The organism is Pseudomonas sp. NPDC088429, assembly GCF_044753305.1.
In the GTDB taxonomy this organism is placed as follows: Bacteria; Pseudomonadota; Gammaproteobacteria; order Pseudomonadales; family Pseudomonadaceae; genus Aquipseudomonas; species Aquipseudomonas rustica.
In genome coordinates this window covers 1-15,265 of sequence record NZ_JBIVMX010000045.1, presented here as the reverse complement: position 1 = coordinate 15,265, position 15,265 = coordinate 1, and the positions used below count along the sequence as shown (strand labels likewise).

14 protein-coding genes are annotated in these 15,265 nt (G+C 59.5%); 2 read left to right on the top strand and 12 right to left on the bottom strand.

The window, feature by feature from the left end; genetic code table 11:
• Positions 1–21 precede the first annotated feature (21 nt).
• From ACIP66_RS20035 to ACIP66_RS20015, 5 genes are all read right to left on the bottom strand, one after another.
• A complete protein-coding gene (locus ACIP66_RS20035) occupies positions 22–1,251 on the bottom strand; it encodes a nucleoside recognition domain-containing protein (protein WP_159813394.1) in 1,230 nt (409 codons plus the stop codon).
• Positions 1,252–1,467: 216 nt separating this feature from the next.
• Complete coding sequence (gene gltP / locus ACIP66_RS20030) at positions 1,468–2,799, bottom strand: glutamate/aspartate:proton symporter GltP (protein WP_053125381.1); 1,332 nt, start codon at positions 2,797–2,799, stop codon at positions 1,468–1,470.
• Positions 2,800–3,511: 712 nt separating this feature from the next.
• Complete coding sequence (locus ACIP66_RS20025; RefSeq protein WP_053125383.1) at positions 3,512–3,976, bottom strand: inhibitor of vertebrate lysozyme family protein; 465 nt, start codon at positions 3,974–3,976, stop codon at positions 3,512–3,514.
• A gap of 2 nt (positions 3,977–3,978) precedes the next feature.
• The gene (locus tag ACIP66_RS20020; RefSeq protein WP_003177151.1) at positions 3,979–4,143 is read right to left on the bottom strand and encodes a DUF1328 domain-containing protein; all 165 of its coding nucleotides are present in this window, start codon (positions 4,141–4,143) and stop codon (positions 3,979–3,981) included.
• A gap of 78 nt (positions 4,144–4,221) precedes the next feature.
• Positions 4,222–4,509, bottom strand: coding sequence for a hypothetical protein (locus tag ACIP66_RS20015; protein ID WP_053125385.1), 288 nt, complete (start codon positions 4,507–4,509; stop codon positions 4,222–4,224).
• Positions 4,510–4,939: 430 nt separating this feature from the next.
• Here ACIP66_RS20015 and algB point away from each other — a divergent pair, with 430 nt between their 5' ends.
• The gene (gene algB / locus ACIP66_RS20010; RefSeq protein ID WP_053125387.1) at positions 4,940–6,286 is read left to right on the top strand and encodes a sigma-54-dependent response regulator transcription factor AlgB; all 1,347 of its coding nucleotides are present in this window, start codon (positions 4,940–4,942) and stop codon (positions 6,284–6,286) included.
• Between the two features lie 10 nt (positions 6,287–6,296).
• Positions 6,297–8,087: a KinB sensor domain-containing domain gene (locus ACIP66_RS20005; RefSeq protein ID WP_053125389.1), complete on the top strand. Its 1,791-nt coding sequence runs from the start codon at positions 6,297–6,299 to the stop codon at positions 8,085–8,087.
• Here ACIP66_RS20005 and ACIP66_RS20000 read toward each other — a convergent pair.
• From ACIP66_RS20000 to ACIP66_RS19970, 7 genes are all read right to left on the bottom strand, one after another.
• Positions 8,084–9,697 (bottom strand): EAL domain-containing protein, encoded by a 1,614-nt coding sequence (locus ACIP66_RS20000; protein WP_400650244.1) that lies wholly within the window; start codon positions 9,695–9,697, stop codon positions 8,084–8,086. The genes ACIP66_RS20005 and ACIP66_RS20000 overlap by 4 nt on opposite strands.
• Before the next feature lie 75 nt (positions 9,698–9,772).
• Positions 9,773–10,555 (bottom strand): N-acetylmuramoyl-L-alanine amidase, encoded by a 783-nt coding sequence (locus ACIP66_RS19995; RefSeq protein WP_400650241.1) that lies wholly within the window; start codon positions 10,553–10,555, stop codon positions 9,773–9,775.
• Between the two features lie 101 nt (positions 10,556–10,656).
• Positions 10,657–12,681, bottom strand: coding sequence for a diguanylate cyclase (locus ACIP66_RS19990; protein WP_400650239.1), 2,025 nt, complete (start codon positions 12,679–12,681; stop codon positions 10,657–10,659).
• Positions 12,678–13,556 (bottom strand): endonuclease/exonuclease/phosphatase family protein, encoded by an 879-nt coding sequence (locus ACIP66_RS19985; RefSeq protein WP_159813387.1) that lies wholly within the window; start codon positions 13,554–13,556, stop codon positions 12,678–12,680. The genes ACIP66_RS19990 and ACIP66_RS19985 overlap by 4 nt, the downstream gene beginning before the upstream one ends.
• Positions 13,557–13,570: 14 nt before the next feature.
• Entirely contained in the window at positions 13,571–14,212 is a 642-nt protein-coding gene (gene dsbA, locus ACIP66_RS19980; RefSeq protein WP_159813385.1) for a thiol:disulfide interchange protein DsbA, read from the bottom strand.
• A 266-nt stretch (positions 14,213–14,478) separates the two neighbouring features.
• Positions 14,479–15,090, bottom strand: coding sequence for a cytochrome c (locus ACIP66_RS19975; RefSeq protein ID WP_008081240.1), 612 nt, complete (start codon positions 15,088–15,090; stop codon positions 14,479–14,481).
• 43 nt (positions 15,091–15,133) lie between these two features.
• Positions 15,134–15,265, bottom strand: a 132-nt coding sequence (locus ACIP66_RS19970) for a c-type cytochrome (protein ID WP_400650306.1), incomplete at its 5' end; no start/stop codon positions are given.

The following is a 15,265-nucleotide window of genomic DNA, read 5'->3' as shown; positions in this document are numbered from 1 at the left end:
CTCCCACAATGGGATTAGTGGTTAGCCGAAGAACCAGTAGCAGACGAAGATCGCGCCAACTACGCCGGCAAACTCCGCCAACAACGCACACCCCACCGCATGCCTTGCGCGCTGGATCCCCACTGCGCCGAAATACACCGCCAGCACATAGAACGTCGTCTCGGTACTGCCCTGAATCGTCGCCGCGACCAACGCCGGGAAGCTGTCGACGCCCGAGGTTTTCATCGTCTCGATCAACATCGCCCGTGCCGCACTGCCGGAGAACGGTTTGACCATCGCCGTCGGCAGCGCATCGACAAACCGCGTGTCCCAACCGGCCCATTCGACCAGATGGCGAATACCGTCCAGACCAAAGTCCAGCGCCCCGGAAGCACGCAGCACGCCCACCGCGCAGAGCATCGCCACCAGATACGGCAGCAGATTCTTCGCAACGTCGAAACCTTCTTTGGCGCCTTCAACGAACGCTTCGTAAACCTTCACTTTTCTCAACGCGCCGATGATCAGAAACAGCATGATCAATCCGAACAACGTGAGATTGCCGAGGATCGACGACAATCCCGCCAACGCCGTCGCCGACAGCGTGCCCAGCAGCGCCATAAAGCCACCGAGAACCAGCGCGCCGGGAATCAGATAAGCCAACACCACCGGATCCCAGATCCGCAGGCGCTGCATGAATGCTACCGAGAGGAAGCCGACAATCGTCGAGCAACTGGTCGCCAGCAGGATCGGCAGGAACACCAGCGTCGGATCCGGCGCGCCTTGCTGGGCGCGGTACATGAAGATCGTCACCGGCAGCAGGGTCAGGGAGGAGGCGTTGAGCACCAGGAAGAGGATTTGCGCGTTACTGGCGATGGTCGCGCTGGGATTGAGCTCCTGCAGCGCCTTCATGGCTTTCAGGCCGATGGGCGTGGCGGCGTTGTCGAGGCCCAGACCGTTGGCAGCGAAGTTCAGGGTGATCAGGCCAAGGGCAGGGTGACCGGCCGGGACTTCCGGCATCAGCCGCAGAAACAGCGGGCCGAGGACTTTCGCCAACCAGTCGACGATCCCGGCTTTCTCGGCGATGCGCAGAAAGCCCAGCCACAGGGTGAGGGTGCCGAACAGCAGCACCATGACTTCGACCGAGAGCTTGGCCATGGCGAAAATGCTCTCCACCATCGCCGCAAAGATCCCGGCGTTGCCGCCGATCAGCCACTGCGCCAGCGCCGACACGGCTGCCACGATGAAGAAGCCAAGCCACAGGCCATTAAGCATCAGTCAAATCCCCCGAAGAATGCCGCGAATGATAACGGCGTGGCCAGAAACGACAAACCCCGGATTTCTCCGGGGTTTGTATGTACCTGCTGCCACCCCATTTCACGGGTTGACCTCAATCTACTGTAGGAGCTGCCGAAGGCTGCGATCTTTTGATCTTGCCTTTAAAAACAGAATCAAAAGATCGCAGCCTGCGGCAGCTCCTACAGGGGTGTGTCAGTTCTTGGAGATTTCGCCCGCTGGCAGTTTGGTCTTGGTGCGCCAGTGTGGCAGGGAGTTCCAGTAGCGCTCGCCCTTGGCGTCGTCGTACATGCCTTCCCAGCGCGAGATAACCAGCACGGCCAGCGCGTTACCGATCACGTTCAGTGCGGTACGGGCCATGTCCATGACGCGGTCGACACCGGCGATGAACGCCAGGCCTTCCAGCGGAATACCGACGCTGCCCAAGGTAGCCAGCAGCACCACGAAGGACACGCCCGGAACACCGGCGATGCCTTTGGAGGTGACCATCAGGGTCAGCACCAGCAACAGTTGCTGGCTGATCGACAAGTCGATGCCATACAGCTGCGCGATGAAGATTGCCGCGATCGACTGATACAGAGTCGAACCGTCGAGGTTGAACGAGTAACCGGTCGGTACCACGAAGCTGCAGATGGCTTTCGGTGCGCCGTAGGCTTCCATCTTCTCGATCACGCGCGGCAGCACGGTTTCCGAAGAGGCGGTGGAGTAGGCCAGCACCAGCTCATCCTTGAAGATGCGCATCAGCTTGAACACCGAGAAACCGAACATCTTGGCGATCAGGCCCAACACCACGAAGGCGAAGAAAGCGATGGCGAAGTAAACCAGGATCACCAGTTTCGCCAGCGGCACCAGCGAGGCGAAACCGAAGTTGGCGACGGTCACCGCGATCAGAGCGAATACGCCGATTGGCGCATAGTTCATGATCATGTGGGTGACTTTGAACATGCTTTCCGAGACGCCCTGGAACATCTTCACCAGCGGCTCGCGCAGATCCGACTGCAGGCTCGACAGACCGAGACCGAACAGCACGGAGAAGAAGATGATCGGCAGCATTTCGCCGCGGGCCATAGCCGCGAAGATGTTCGACGGGATCAGGTTAAGGATGGTCTCGATGAACGCGTGTTCATGCTGTACCTCGGCGGCAGTCGCCTGGTACTTGGAGATGTCCACTGTGCCCAGCGTGCTCATGTCGATGCCGGCACCCGGATGGAACACGTTGGCCAACAGCAAGCCGACAACGATCGCGATGGTCGTGACGATTTCGAAGTAGATGATGGTTTTCAGGCCGATACGCCCGAGTTTCTTGGCGTCGCCCACGCCAGCAATGCCGACGATCAGGGAAGAGATGACGATCGGAATCACGATCATCTTGATCAGACGGATAAAGATATCGCCTGCCGGTTGCAAGACATTGCTGATCCACCAGGCCTTTTCGGCACTGAAGTGGTTGAGCAACGCCCCAATTGCAATCCCCAAAACCAGACCGATGAGGATCTGCCAGGCGAGGCTGAGTTTTGCCTTCTTCATTATCTTTACCCTTACTTGCGTTTGACTCAGGCACATGCAGGAACTGGAACGCTTTTTAGCGGAAAAGTCTGTGCATCTGCCTCCGTATAAGGTGCCCCGAAGCGAGTATTCACGGCTCTCCGGCAGGCGAAAAAAGGCGCAACTATTCCGATGCAAGGTTGCGCCGTCTAATGCCGTAAACGCCTACCCTATGCCGAATCGGCATGAGCTTTTTTAAATGAAACTGGCGTCCCAACCGGTTCGATTGCGACATTTCGGCCGGCATAACTGCCGTGAACCGGCCATCACAGCCTGGGTTGGTGGTTTTTTAATCAGGAAAAGTCGACAGAAATCTGAGGAAAAAGCCTACGCAGGGAGACTAGAAGTCCTCTTGAATAGAAGTCTTCTTTCTCGATATACGGTCGCCCGGAAACACCGCGTAATGTTTTCGCGCACAGTCTGGTCGCTAAAAAGCATGAGCAGGTCGCTCTGGATCAATGTTTTGATGATTTTTTGCTGAGGATGAAGCTCAGCGCAAGTCCGTCGAACCACTGGGGGTTGGCGAACCTGCGTCGCAGCTTTGACGTGCCCTGACCCGGCCCTCTCGCAGGCACTCCCTGTACCCGTAGGTCACTCCGACCCTGTAACAGTCAGAACGTCCCGGCCCCTTGGTCATGCGCCGAGCCTCCTCGGCTCGGTGCAAAGGAAGGCAGCAGGGCTGCTGCCTTCATGTTCAATACCAGTTCGGATCTTTCTTCAGGGTTTCCATCAGCAGATCCTGCATGCCTTGATCGGGTTTGCCGAGGAAGCGGTAGGTGGCATGTCGCGTGGGCGACTTGTCGGCCGGCAGTCCTTCGGGCACATCGACGAGCATGGCGTATGCATCTTTCTTGTCGAAACTGAACGCGACGATCAAGCGGTGGTTCAGGCACTTGTCCTGCGATTCGCAGAGCGGCCCAACCAGGTACTTGTCGCCGTCTTCGGTGACGGCATTCATCTGTTGGTCAGGTGTACCGGAGAGGTTCATCACCCATTCCGGCAGGCGCTCTTCCTTCTTCACCACGCCTTCCCACGTTTCCCGATACTGCGGGTCGGAACTAAGCAGTTCGTTGACCCGCGTCTGGCCGTCGTTGGCCGCCATCGCCATGGCACTACCGCCCAGAAGCAGGGCGGCTGCCAATGCTTTTAAAGCATTCATCGTTAACCTCGGCCGCGACGGCCAAAGAAGAAGGAAGCGATGAACATCACCAGGAACACGACAAAGAGAATCTTGGCGATACCCGTGGCGGTGCCCGCGATACCACCGAAGCCCAGTACTGCAGCGATGATGGCAATGATCAAGAATGTAATTGCCCAGCTCAACATGGTGATTCTCCTTACTTCTCTATTTAGGGGTGTGGCGTGTTCCGGCGCTGCGCGCCCGAATTTGTAAAATCAGATCGATCAGAAAACCCAGCGCTCTTCGCGTGGCAGCTGATCCAGCGGCTCCGCCTGGTCGACCGACATCATGCGCATCGGCGCGCTGTCTTCCTGGGCGCTGCTGACAGCGCTGAAATGGCTCTGTGTCGCGTGCTGCATCGAGATCAGCGGTGCCTCTGGCTGCTGGGCGTTTTCCCAGCGCAGGTATTGCTGGCAAGCGATCAGGGTGATCAGCAGCGCAAGTACGCCAAACAGACCTTGCTGGATATGCAGTGGCGAGATACGCACTTGGGCGGCACGTTGGCGAGTCATCCTGGGTTCCTCACTCTCTTATTCGGTTAGGGCAGATCTGATCTGCCCGGGCTGATAGAGATATTGCAGACTGCATGCCAGTTTTTTAATTGATTAAAAAACCAATAAAAACAATAGGTTACGATCGATCTGAAAATCTTTCGCGACGCATCCTGCACGATGGCTCTTCCACGGTCGTGCAAACCGCACGATTATTTCGTAGGAGAATTCATTCTTATGGAATTGAGTGGAGGTCTTGGATGTCAGAAAAGGACGCAGGGAATCCCCTGCAAATCGCTGTTTGTTTAAAAAATCAACAAAATCAACGTATTGGCCCTGAAGGCTGGAGAGAGCTACCCTCCTATGGCTCGCATCGTTCAGAATCAACCATGCAACTTGCCCGATTTTTCCGGGACTAACCCAAGACCAATCTTTATGGAGCGTAGGAAAAATGGAATCTGCCACTGAGCAACAAGGCCGCATTCTGCTGGTGGATGATGAATCCGCCATCCTGCGAACCTTCCGTTATTGCCTCGAAGACGAAGGCTATACGGTGGCCACGGCCAACAGCGCCGCTCAGGCCGACGCACTGCTGCAACGCCAGGTCTTCGACTTGTGCTTCCTCGATTTGCGTCTGGGTGAAGACAACGGCCTCGATGTACTCGCGCAAATGCGCATTCAGGCGCCGTGGATGCGCGTGGTGATCGTCACCGCGCATTCGGCTGTTGATACCGCTGTGGACGCGATCCAGGCCGGTGCCGCCGACTATCTGGTCAAACCGTGCAGCCCTGATCAATTGCGTTTGGCCACTGCCAAACAACTGGAAGTGCGCCAACTGTCGGCGCGCCTCGAAGCCCTCGAAGGCGAGATCCGCAAGCCGAAGGACGGGCTCGATTCCCACAGCCCGGCGATGAAAGTCGTACTGGAAACTGCACGCCAGGTCGCGGGCACCGACGCCAACATTCTTATCCTCGGCGAGTCCGGCACCGGTAAAGGTGAACTGGCCCGCGCCATTCACGGCTGGAGCAAACGCGAGAAGAAATCCTGCGTCACCATCAACTGCCCGTCGCTGACCGCGGAATTGATGGAAAGCGAGCTGTTCGGTCACAGTCGCGGCGCGTTTACCGGTGCCAGTGAAAGCACGCTGGGTCGCGTCAATCAAGCTGACGGCGGTACGCTGTTTCTCGACGAGATCGGCGATTTTCCACTGACGTTGCAACCAAAGTTGCTACGTTTTATTCAAGACAAGGAATACGAGCGGGTAGGGGATCCGGTCACCCGTCGCGCCGATGTGCGAATTCTCGCGGCGACCAACCTCAATCTTGAAGACATGGTGCGCGACGGTCGCTTCCGTGAAGACCTGCTCTATCGCCTCAACGTCATCACCCTGCATTTGCCGCCGCTGCGTGAGCGCGCCGAGGACATCCTCACCCTGGCCGATCGCTTTCTGGCGCGCTTCGTTAAAGAGTACGCGCGTCCTGCACGCGGTTTCAGCGACGAGGCTCGTGAAGCACTGCTGGGTTATCGCTGGCCGGGCAACATTCGTGAGCTGCGCAACGTGGTCGAGCGGGCGAGCATCATTTGCCCGCAAGAACGCGTGGAAATCAGCCACCTCGGCATGGCCGAGCAACCTGCCAACAACGCACCCCGGGTCGGCGCAGCGCTGAGTCTGGATGAGTTGGAAAAAGCCCACATCGGCGCGGTTCTCGCCACCGCCGGCACCTTGGATCAAGCAGCGAAAACCCTCGGCATCGACGCCTCGACCCTGTATCGCAAGCGCAAGCAGTACAACCTGTGAGTGCCGGGCGATGAAACTGGCGATGAAGTTGCGCACACGGTTGTTCCTGAGCATTTCCGCCTTGATCACCGTGGCGTTGCTCGGGCTTCTGCTCGGGCTGGTCAGCGTGATGCAGATGGCCGGCTCGCAGGAAGCGCTGTTGCGCAACAACTTCGTCACCCTTGATCTGGGCCTGAAGATGCGGCAAACGCTGGGTGATCAACTGATCCTCATGTTGGCCGAAAAGCCGGATGACGCCGCGTTCGAAGCGTCCAAACAGCATTACTTCGAGCTGCTCGATGAAGGCATCGCCCAGGAACGCGGTGATGATGATCGCCAGTACGGCTTCAGCCAGGCCAAAGCGGATTACATAAGTTTTCTGCAGGCGTTTGACCTGTCCCGTGACCCGGCGACCGCGTTGAGCAGCAATGCCAACTTCAGAGAACGCTTCAATGCGCTGCGCAACGGTTTGATCACCGAGCACAAGCATGCGCTGGACAACATTAATGCCGTACAGCACGCCGCCCGCGAACGGGCGCTGCTGGTTGCCGGCCTGCTGGGGCTGGTCGGGCTGGCGGTGTTGATCATCGGTTTTGTCACCGCTCACGGCATCGCAAGACGCTTCGGCGCGCCAATCGAAGTGTTGGCGAAAGCCGCCGACAACATCGGGCAGGGCAACTTTGAAGTGACCCTGCCGATTTCCTCGGCGATGGAAGTGAACCTGCTGTCCCGGCGTTTCGGGCTGATGGCCGAAGCATTGCGCGAACATCAAGCGACCAACGTCGACGAGTTGCTCGCCGGTCAGCAACGGTTACAGGCCGTGCTCGACAGCATCGACGACGGCTTGTTGATGATTGACCGTCAAGGCCATCTGGAACACCTCAACCCGGTGGCGCAGCGCCAGTTGGGTTGGGAGGACGATCGTCTCGGCCAAGGCCTCGGCACCGCGCTCGGAAGGCCTGAGCTGGACGCGCAATTGCAACTGGTGCTGCGTGGCGGCACGCTGGAGCGCGCACCGGAAGATTTGAGTATCGAGGTCGATGGCGAATCGCGTCTGCTGACGTACAGCCTGACACCGGTCAGCCACACCCAAGGGCATATCCTCGGCGCAGTGATGGTGCTGCACGACGTCACCGAGCAGCGTGCGTTCGAGCGTGTGCGCAGTGAGTTCGTCTTGCGTGCTTCCCACGAATTGCGCACGCCGGTCACCGGCATGCACATGGCGTTCGGCTTGTTCCGCGAACGGGCGAAATTTCCGCCGGAGTCGCGTGAGGCTGATCTGCTCGACACCGTGAACGAAGAAATGCAGCGCCTGATGCAGTTGATCAACGACTTGCTCAACTTTTCGCGCTACCAGAACGGTTTGCAGAAACTCACGCTGGCACCGTGCTCCATCGAAGATTTGCTCGAGCAGGCGCAGCTGCGGTTCGCCGATTCGGCGGCGGCAAAGGGCATCGCCCTCAATGTCGAGCTGCAAGGCCCGTTGCCGCGATTGCAGGCCGATCAGGCGCAACTCGATCGGGTGCTCGACAACCTGATCGACAACGCCTTGCGCCATACCGCCCGCGACGGCCAGATTCGTTTGCAGGCCCGTCGACATGGCGAGCGGGTGATTATCAGCGTCGAAGACAACGGCGAAGGCATTGCCTACGGCCAGCAGGGGCGGATCTTCGAACCGTTCGTGCAGGTCGGGCGCAAGAAGGGCGGCGCCGGGCTTGGTCTGGCGCTGTGCAAGGAAATCGTGCAGTTGCATGGCGGGCGCATGGGCGTGTATTCGCGGCCGGGGCAGGGCACGCAGTTCTACATGGCGTTGGCAGTCTAGGCTTCGTCATCCATTCGGCGGCCAGCGAGTCGCCGGCCACGGGTGATCAGTTCGATGAACTGCACCGCGCTCAAGGCGTGGGCGAACAGCCAGCCCTGACCGAATTTCACCCCTTCGCTGCTGAGCAACTCGGCTTGCGATTCCAGTTCGATCCCTTCGGCAATCACCTTCAGATCCAGCGCCTGCGCCATGTGAATGATGTGCGGGGCAACGCCGCTGCTGGCGGCGTCGTGACCGAGCGCATCAATAAAGGCTTTGTCGATTTTCAGGCAGTCCACCGGCAGGGTTTGCAGGTAGGCGAGGCTGCAATAGCCGGTGCCGAAATCGTCGATCAGCACTTGGTGGCCGACATCGCGCAGGGCTTGCAGGTTTTCCCGCGCCACCACCACATCGATCAATCCACGTTCAGTCACTTCAAAGGCAATCTGCCGCGCGGCTACTCGGTGCAGAGTCAGCAGACGCGCCATGACCTGGCCAATGCGCGGCACCATCACGTCGCATGCTGCGAGGTTCACCGAGATATACAGCTGAGGATTGGCGCGCAGGAGCTGACCGAGTTGTTCCAGCAAACGCTGGAGGACGAAGTCGGTCATCTGCCTGATCTGCCCGGTGTTCTCCGCCATCGGGATAAACAGGTCAGGGCTGGTCAGCGTGCCGTCCGGGCGCCGCCAGCGCAGCAGGGCTTCGGCGCCGACGCAGTTGCGGCTGTCGAGGTCGAAGATCGGCTGATAGAGCACCTGCAACTCGCCACGGCGAATCGCGCCGTGCAGTTCGGCGTCCATTGACTGACGCTGGCGCACCAACAAAAACACGAGGAACCCGGCCAGTGCGCCGAGCAAGAGGCAGGCTGGCACCATCCACCACCAGACGGCGGGAATATGCATGCCGCTGCGCGGCGAGATCAGTACCAATTGGTATTCCGGGTTATCGGTGGGCATGCGGTAGACAAGGCGAGTTTGCGTGACTTGCAGCGCCTCGCGGTTTTTCGGTGGCCAGTGCTCGGTTGGCGGCCAAGCCTGCTCCGTGCCGAGTACCGGGATCGCCCGAGTGCCATGATCGAGCACCACCAGCAGGCTGCTGCCGGGCGACAGGTCGACCATGTCGGTCAGATGCCCGCGCGAAGTGGCCACGCGAAAATTGCCGCGCCCGAGCATCAGCGCGGCGCGGTTTTCATCGGGTTCGGTGGTGGTGTTCAGCCAATAGCTGTAGGTCGGGCCTTTGATGTCGGGTTGGCGAGCAACCGTCAAACCTTCCTGACGCGGACGGTTGGAACAGGTTCGCGTGCCATCGCTGTAGGCGGCTTCGTAGACGAAGCGATAGTTGAAGGTGACTTGCTGCAGGGTGGCAATCATGTCGCCATCGCAACTGCGCAATGGCTGTGCTTCTAGGTCGTCGAGACTTTCGCGCAACTGGCCGAACAATTGTTCGAGGCGGGCTAGGAAACGCTCACCTTGCGCGTTCATTTCCCGGCTTTCGCTTTGCTCGACCTGATGCATCGCAAAGAACATACCGCCGGCGATCAGCAGGCTGGCACTGAGGACAGCCGCGATCGTCGCCAAAAACCAGGGGCGATAAAACCAGCTCCGCAGCGTCTCTCGGGTAGCAACCATATGGAATATCCGAAGAATTACCAATGAGTTATAGCTGCTGATTGCGATTTCGCCCTGACCGTCGGGCGGGCGTCATTATTTTGTCTGATTAAGTACCAACAACAATGCCGCCGTTTGCGCATCCGGGGTGCCATCGAAGCGCGAAGGGCGGTAGTGCATCTGGAACGCGGCGAGGACGTGACGGGTGGCGACGTCGAGTTCGCCGGTCTGCGGCGTGTCGTAGCCAACGTGCGCGAGTTGCCCCTGGAACCAACTGATGCTCGGCAGTTCGCCGCTGTTGAACAGCGCCTGCTGGCGCGCCACCGCTTGTTCATTGGGCCACAGGCCCAGGCCTGCGTCAGCCAGACGCTTCCACGGGAACAGCGGGCCCGGATCGAGTTTGCGCAACGGCGCGATGTCGCTGTGGCCGATGATGTGGCGCGGGCTGATGCCGTTGCGTTTACTGATGTCTTTGAGCAGGGCGATCAGCCCTTGGATTTGCGCTTCGCTGTACGGATACCAGAGGCGGCCGGTTGGCGTGTCTTTGAAGCCCGGGTTAACGATTTCGATGCCGATCGAGCTGGAGTTGAGCCAGGTGCGGCCCTGCCATTGGCTTTCGCCGGCGTGCCAGGCGCGCTGGTTTTCATCCATCAGCTTGTAGACGGTCGCGTTCTTGTCATCGCTGATCAGGTAATGGCTGCTGACTTCGCCGTGGGTCAGCAGTTGCAGCGAGCGCTCCAGCGAAGCCGAGGTGTAATGGACGATCACGAACTGAATGCGGCTGTCGTAATTGGCCGAAGGGTGGCTGATGTCGTAACGCGGGGCGCTGGCACAACCGGCCAGAACGAGCAGCGACGCGAGGAGGGTAAAAAATTTCATGGCTGAGGGCAATACACGCAAGACAGTAATGCAACAGTGTAACGTACTGCCTTGCGTCTCGACGGTCAGCGGGCGGATTTAAACAAAATGGAACAAATTGCTCAGCCGAGCTCGACCCGATTTCGTCCTGCATTTTTCGCCCGGTACAGCGCCTGATCGGCTCTTTTCAGCACCAGATCGCTGTGTTCTCCGGCCTTGAACGATGCCAGTCCCATGGAAATGGTGATGGTCACGCGTTCGCCCTTGAAGTGGAAGGGGCAGGCCTCGATCGCTGCGCGCAGCGTTTCCAACAGTTTCGCGCCGAGCGCTGGCGGCGTGGCCGGCAGCAACAGCACAAACTCTTCACCGCCAAAACGGGCAATGAAATCGGAACCGCGCAGGCGTTTGCGCAACACGGTGGCAATGATTTTCAGCACCTTGTCGCCGGCCAAGTGGCCGTAGTTGTCGTTGATGCGCTTGAAGTGATCGAGATCGAGCATCGCCAGGCTCAGGGTGTTGCCATGCTGCTGCCACTGCTTGATTTCATGCTCAAGGCGTTCGCTCCACGCGGCGCGGTTGGGCAGACCGGTGAGCGGGTCGATCAGGGCTTTCTGGCGTTGTTCCTCAAGGTGTTCGCGGAAGCCTTGGGCTTCCTGTTCCATGTGCGCCACGCGCTCGGACAGGCCTTTGAGCCGCGTCGCCACTTCCTGCTCGCGGGCGTCGCGCTGCTTCTGGTGCTGATCCATGGTGCCGAGCAGGCCTTCCAAATGGTTCTCCAGCACTTGCTTGAGGTCATCCAGATCCGCCGCTTCCTGCACGCTGGTCTGCAAACCATCGACTTGCTCGCGAATTTGCGTGTCCATCGCCCGCGCCGCCGAGCTGTTGTCGGCATGGCCGTCACTGGCGGCTTGCAGATTGCTTTGAAACGCTTCGAGGCGTTCGTTGAGTTGTTGCAGATAGGCTTCGAATTCGTGCTGGCCGCTGTCAGTGATCGCCAGCATCAACGTCGCCAGATCGTCGAGGATCGGGATCAGTTCGTACCAGTTCAAGCCGTGTTTCAGCCGCTCGCGCATGGCCTCAGCTTGCGGACGATGGCGCTCGGGCAGGGTCAGGTCGTCGAGCAGACCGATCAGGGTGTCTTCGATGTGTTTGGCCACGGAGCTGTAGGAAGGCTCCGGGGTGTCCGGCAGAGAAAAAAGAATGTCTTGCTCGGGTTGTTCCGGGTCGATCGCGGCCAGTGCCTGGGCGATGGGTTCGGGCAGCGGCAGGCTGTCGAGGATCAGCGGGGACGGATCGCTGTGGTGGATCAGTTCGTCGGGGTTGAAGGCAACGTGGGGGGCAGGGGCGGCAATGACCTGCGGTTCCGGCTCGACGGCGATGACTTCTGCTGGAGCGCTGACGGCTTCGCTGGCGACGGTTGGCGGCACGAAGGCGAAGACGTCCGGTTCTGCCTGAATCGCCGTAGCGGGTGTTTCAGTGATCGCAACGCAAGGGGCTTCCTGGATCGGAGGCGCAGCTTTTACCGGTTCAATGACTTCGGCAGGCGCTACAGGCTCGGGTGCAGCAACCGGTTGAGCAGCTAGAACCGGCGCGGGCGCTTCTGTTGTCGGCGCATCATCGCTGTCACGACCGCCAAACAGACGCTGCAACAATCCCGGTCGCTCAGGTTCGGCAGGCGCGTCCAACTGACTCAACGCTTTACCCTGCAAACCACTGAGCTCACTCAGCAGCAGCGGCATTTCCCGCGCCGATCCGACGCGGCCATCCAGTTGCTTGGCGAATTTTTTCAGCGGTTGCGCGACTTCGCGAGGCAATGGCAAGGCTTGCAGTTGCGTCACCAGCGCTGTCAGCGCGGTGCTGACCTGATCAATGCGGGTTTCGCGGCGTTGCTCGGAGTCGAGCACGGCTTTTTCCAGGCGCGGTAACAGGGCGGCGAGGCCGGCGTCCATGTCGTCGGTGCGCACCACGTCGCGCATCTCTTTCATGCACTGATCAACGACTTTGTCGGTGCCTTCGGCAGCCAATGTGCTGCGCACCAGCCCGCGACGCAGCAGGTCGAGCCTGGCGGCCCAGCGGCGTTCGAGTTTGTCCTGTTGTTCGATGCTTTTGAGGTATTTCTCTTTCCAGCGCTGGGCGTCGTCGCTCATTCAGGGGTTCCGCGAGGGTCAGGACTCAACGCGGGCAATGCATCAGCCGTGAGCGAACCCGGCAGACGAATCTCTACCGCGACCGGCAGGTGATCGGAAATGGGATGCGCCAGCACTTCGACCTTTTCCAGGGTCAGGGTCGGGCTGAGCAAAATATGATCCAGGCAACGCTGAGGACGCCAGCTGGGGAATGTCGCTTCCACCTGCGGGGCCAGCAAACCGAGATCGCGTAACGGAGAATGTTGCAGCAGATCGCTGGCGTGGGTGTTCATGTCGCCCATCAACACCTGGTGTTTGTAGCCACCGATCAGTTCACGAATATAGGCCAGTTGCAGGCTGCGGGTTCGCGCGCCAAGGGCCAGATGCATCATCACCACCACCAGCGCTTCCGGGCCTTCGCCGAAACGCAGCAGAATCGCGCCACGACCTTTCGGGCCGGGCAGCGGGTGATCTTCAATCGCCGACGGTTTCAGACGACTGAGCACGCCATTGCTGTGCTGGGCCAGTCGGCCGAGATTGCGATTGAGTTGTTGATACCAGTAAGGGAAGGCGCCGAGCTGGGCGAGGTGTTCGACCTGATTGACGTAGCCCGAACGCAGGCTGCCGCCATCGGCTTCCTGCAGGGCGACCAGATCGAAGTCGCCGAGCAGGTCGCCGATCTTTTGCAGATTGCCTGAGCGACCGTTGTGCGGCAGCAGGTGCTGCCAGCTACGGGTCAGGTAATGCCGATAGCGCTCGGTGCTGATGCCGACCTGGATATTGAAACTGAGCAGGCGCAGACGCTGGTCTGCGGGCAAGCCCGTGGACTCCAGGTGATGCTCGTTGACCTGCGGATCATGCAGGCCAACGATGCGTTCAGACTTCCAGCGGCGCATGGCGGGGGCGGCGCTTAGTTGGCTGCAGCCTTGGTTGCCGCTCGCTCTTTGGCGACCAGTTGGTCAGCCAGTTGCAGCGCTTGTTCGGCACCACCGGCAGAGCCGATGTCAAAGCGGTACTTGCCGTTGACGATCATGGTTGGAACGCCAGTGATTTCATACTTCTTGGCCAGTTCGCGAGCTTTTACGATCTGACCTTTGATGGCGAACGAGTCAAAAGTGGCGAGGAACTTGTCCTTGTCCACGCCTTGGGTGGCGAGGAAGTCAGCCATCTCGTTCTTGTCGGTCAGCTTTTTGTGTTGTTTCTGGATGGCTTCGAAAACCGCCGCGTGAACCTTGTGCTCGACACCCATCGCTTCCAGGGTCAGGAACATTTGGCCGTGAGCGTCCCACGGGCCGCCGAACATCGCCGGGATACGCACGAAGTTGACGTCGGACGGCAGTTTTTCAACCCACGGGTTGATCACTGGCTCAAAGGCGTAGCAGTGCGGGCAGCCGTACCAGAACAGCTCGACCACTTCGATCTTGCCAGGCTCTGCAACCGGTACCGGGTTGGCCAGTTCCACATAAGGGGCGGCTGGGGCTTCGGCGGCTTGGGCGGTGACGCCGAACAGGCTGGCAGCGACGAGAGCGGCGCTGATGATCAGATTACGCATGCTTTACTCCTGGACAATTTTGGTCGCCTCGCGCGACCTGTTTTCAGACAGATCCTGGCGGGCATGAGTTCTGTAGTGTAACGGCAGCGGCCACAAAAAAGGGCGGCCAAAGCCACCCTTTTTATACTTGCTGCGACGGATTAATCGAGCGTTAACATTGCAGGAGATATCAACGCCTGCAACGAATCACGCGACCCCCCTGTAGGAGCTGCCGAAGGCTGCGATCTTTTGATCTTAAGCCTCGCTCAACGCCCGATCCGGCGCGCTTAGTGCAAACCCTGAATGTAGCTGGAGACCGCAGCGATATCTTCGTCGCTCAAGCGCTTGGCGATGGTCTGCATGGTCATAGTGTCGCCGTCGTTGGTACGGCCGCCTTCTTCCTTGCGGAAATCGGTCAGCTGCTTGGCGATGTATTGAGCGTGTTGGCCACCCAGGTGCGGGAAGCCGGCAGCGGCGTTGCCAGCGCCATTCGGCGAGTGGCAACCGGTGCAGGCTGGGAGGCCTTTGGCGAGGTTGCCGCCACGGAACAGCGCTTCACCGCGAGCGACGATCTTCGGATCGGCGGCGCCGACGCTGCCTTTCTGGCTGGCGAAGTAGGCGGCGATGTCGGCCAGATCCTGATCGCTCAGGTTGGTCAGCAGCCCGGTCATTTCCAGAACGGTGCGCTTGCCCGACTTGATGTCGTGCAGTTGCTTGGTCAGGTAGCGTTCACCTTGACCGGCCAGTTTTGGAAAGTTTGGCGCCATGCTATTGCCGTCCGGGCCATGGCAGGCTCCGCAAACGGCGGCTTTTGCCTGGCCCGCTGCGGCATCACCGGCAGCATGGGCGAAGCCTGAGATTCCCACGGTCAACAGCAGACTCACGATCAATTTGTTCATCAGCTAATCCAACTACGGCTAAGGGTTAAGTTATGGACCGGGTTTACTCGCTCATCCAAAGGATGATGGCTTGGTAATCCTCGGCACTGCAGTCCATGCACAAACCACGCGGCGGCATCGCCTTGAAACCCTGGGTCACGTGTTGCACCAGCGTCTCCATACCTTTCGCCAACCT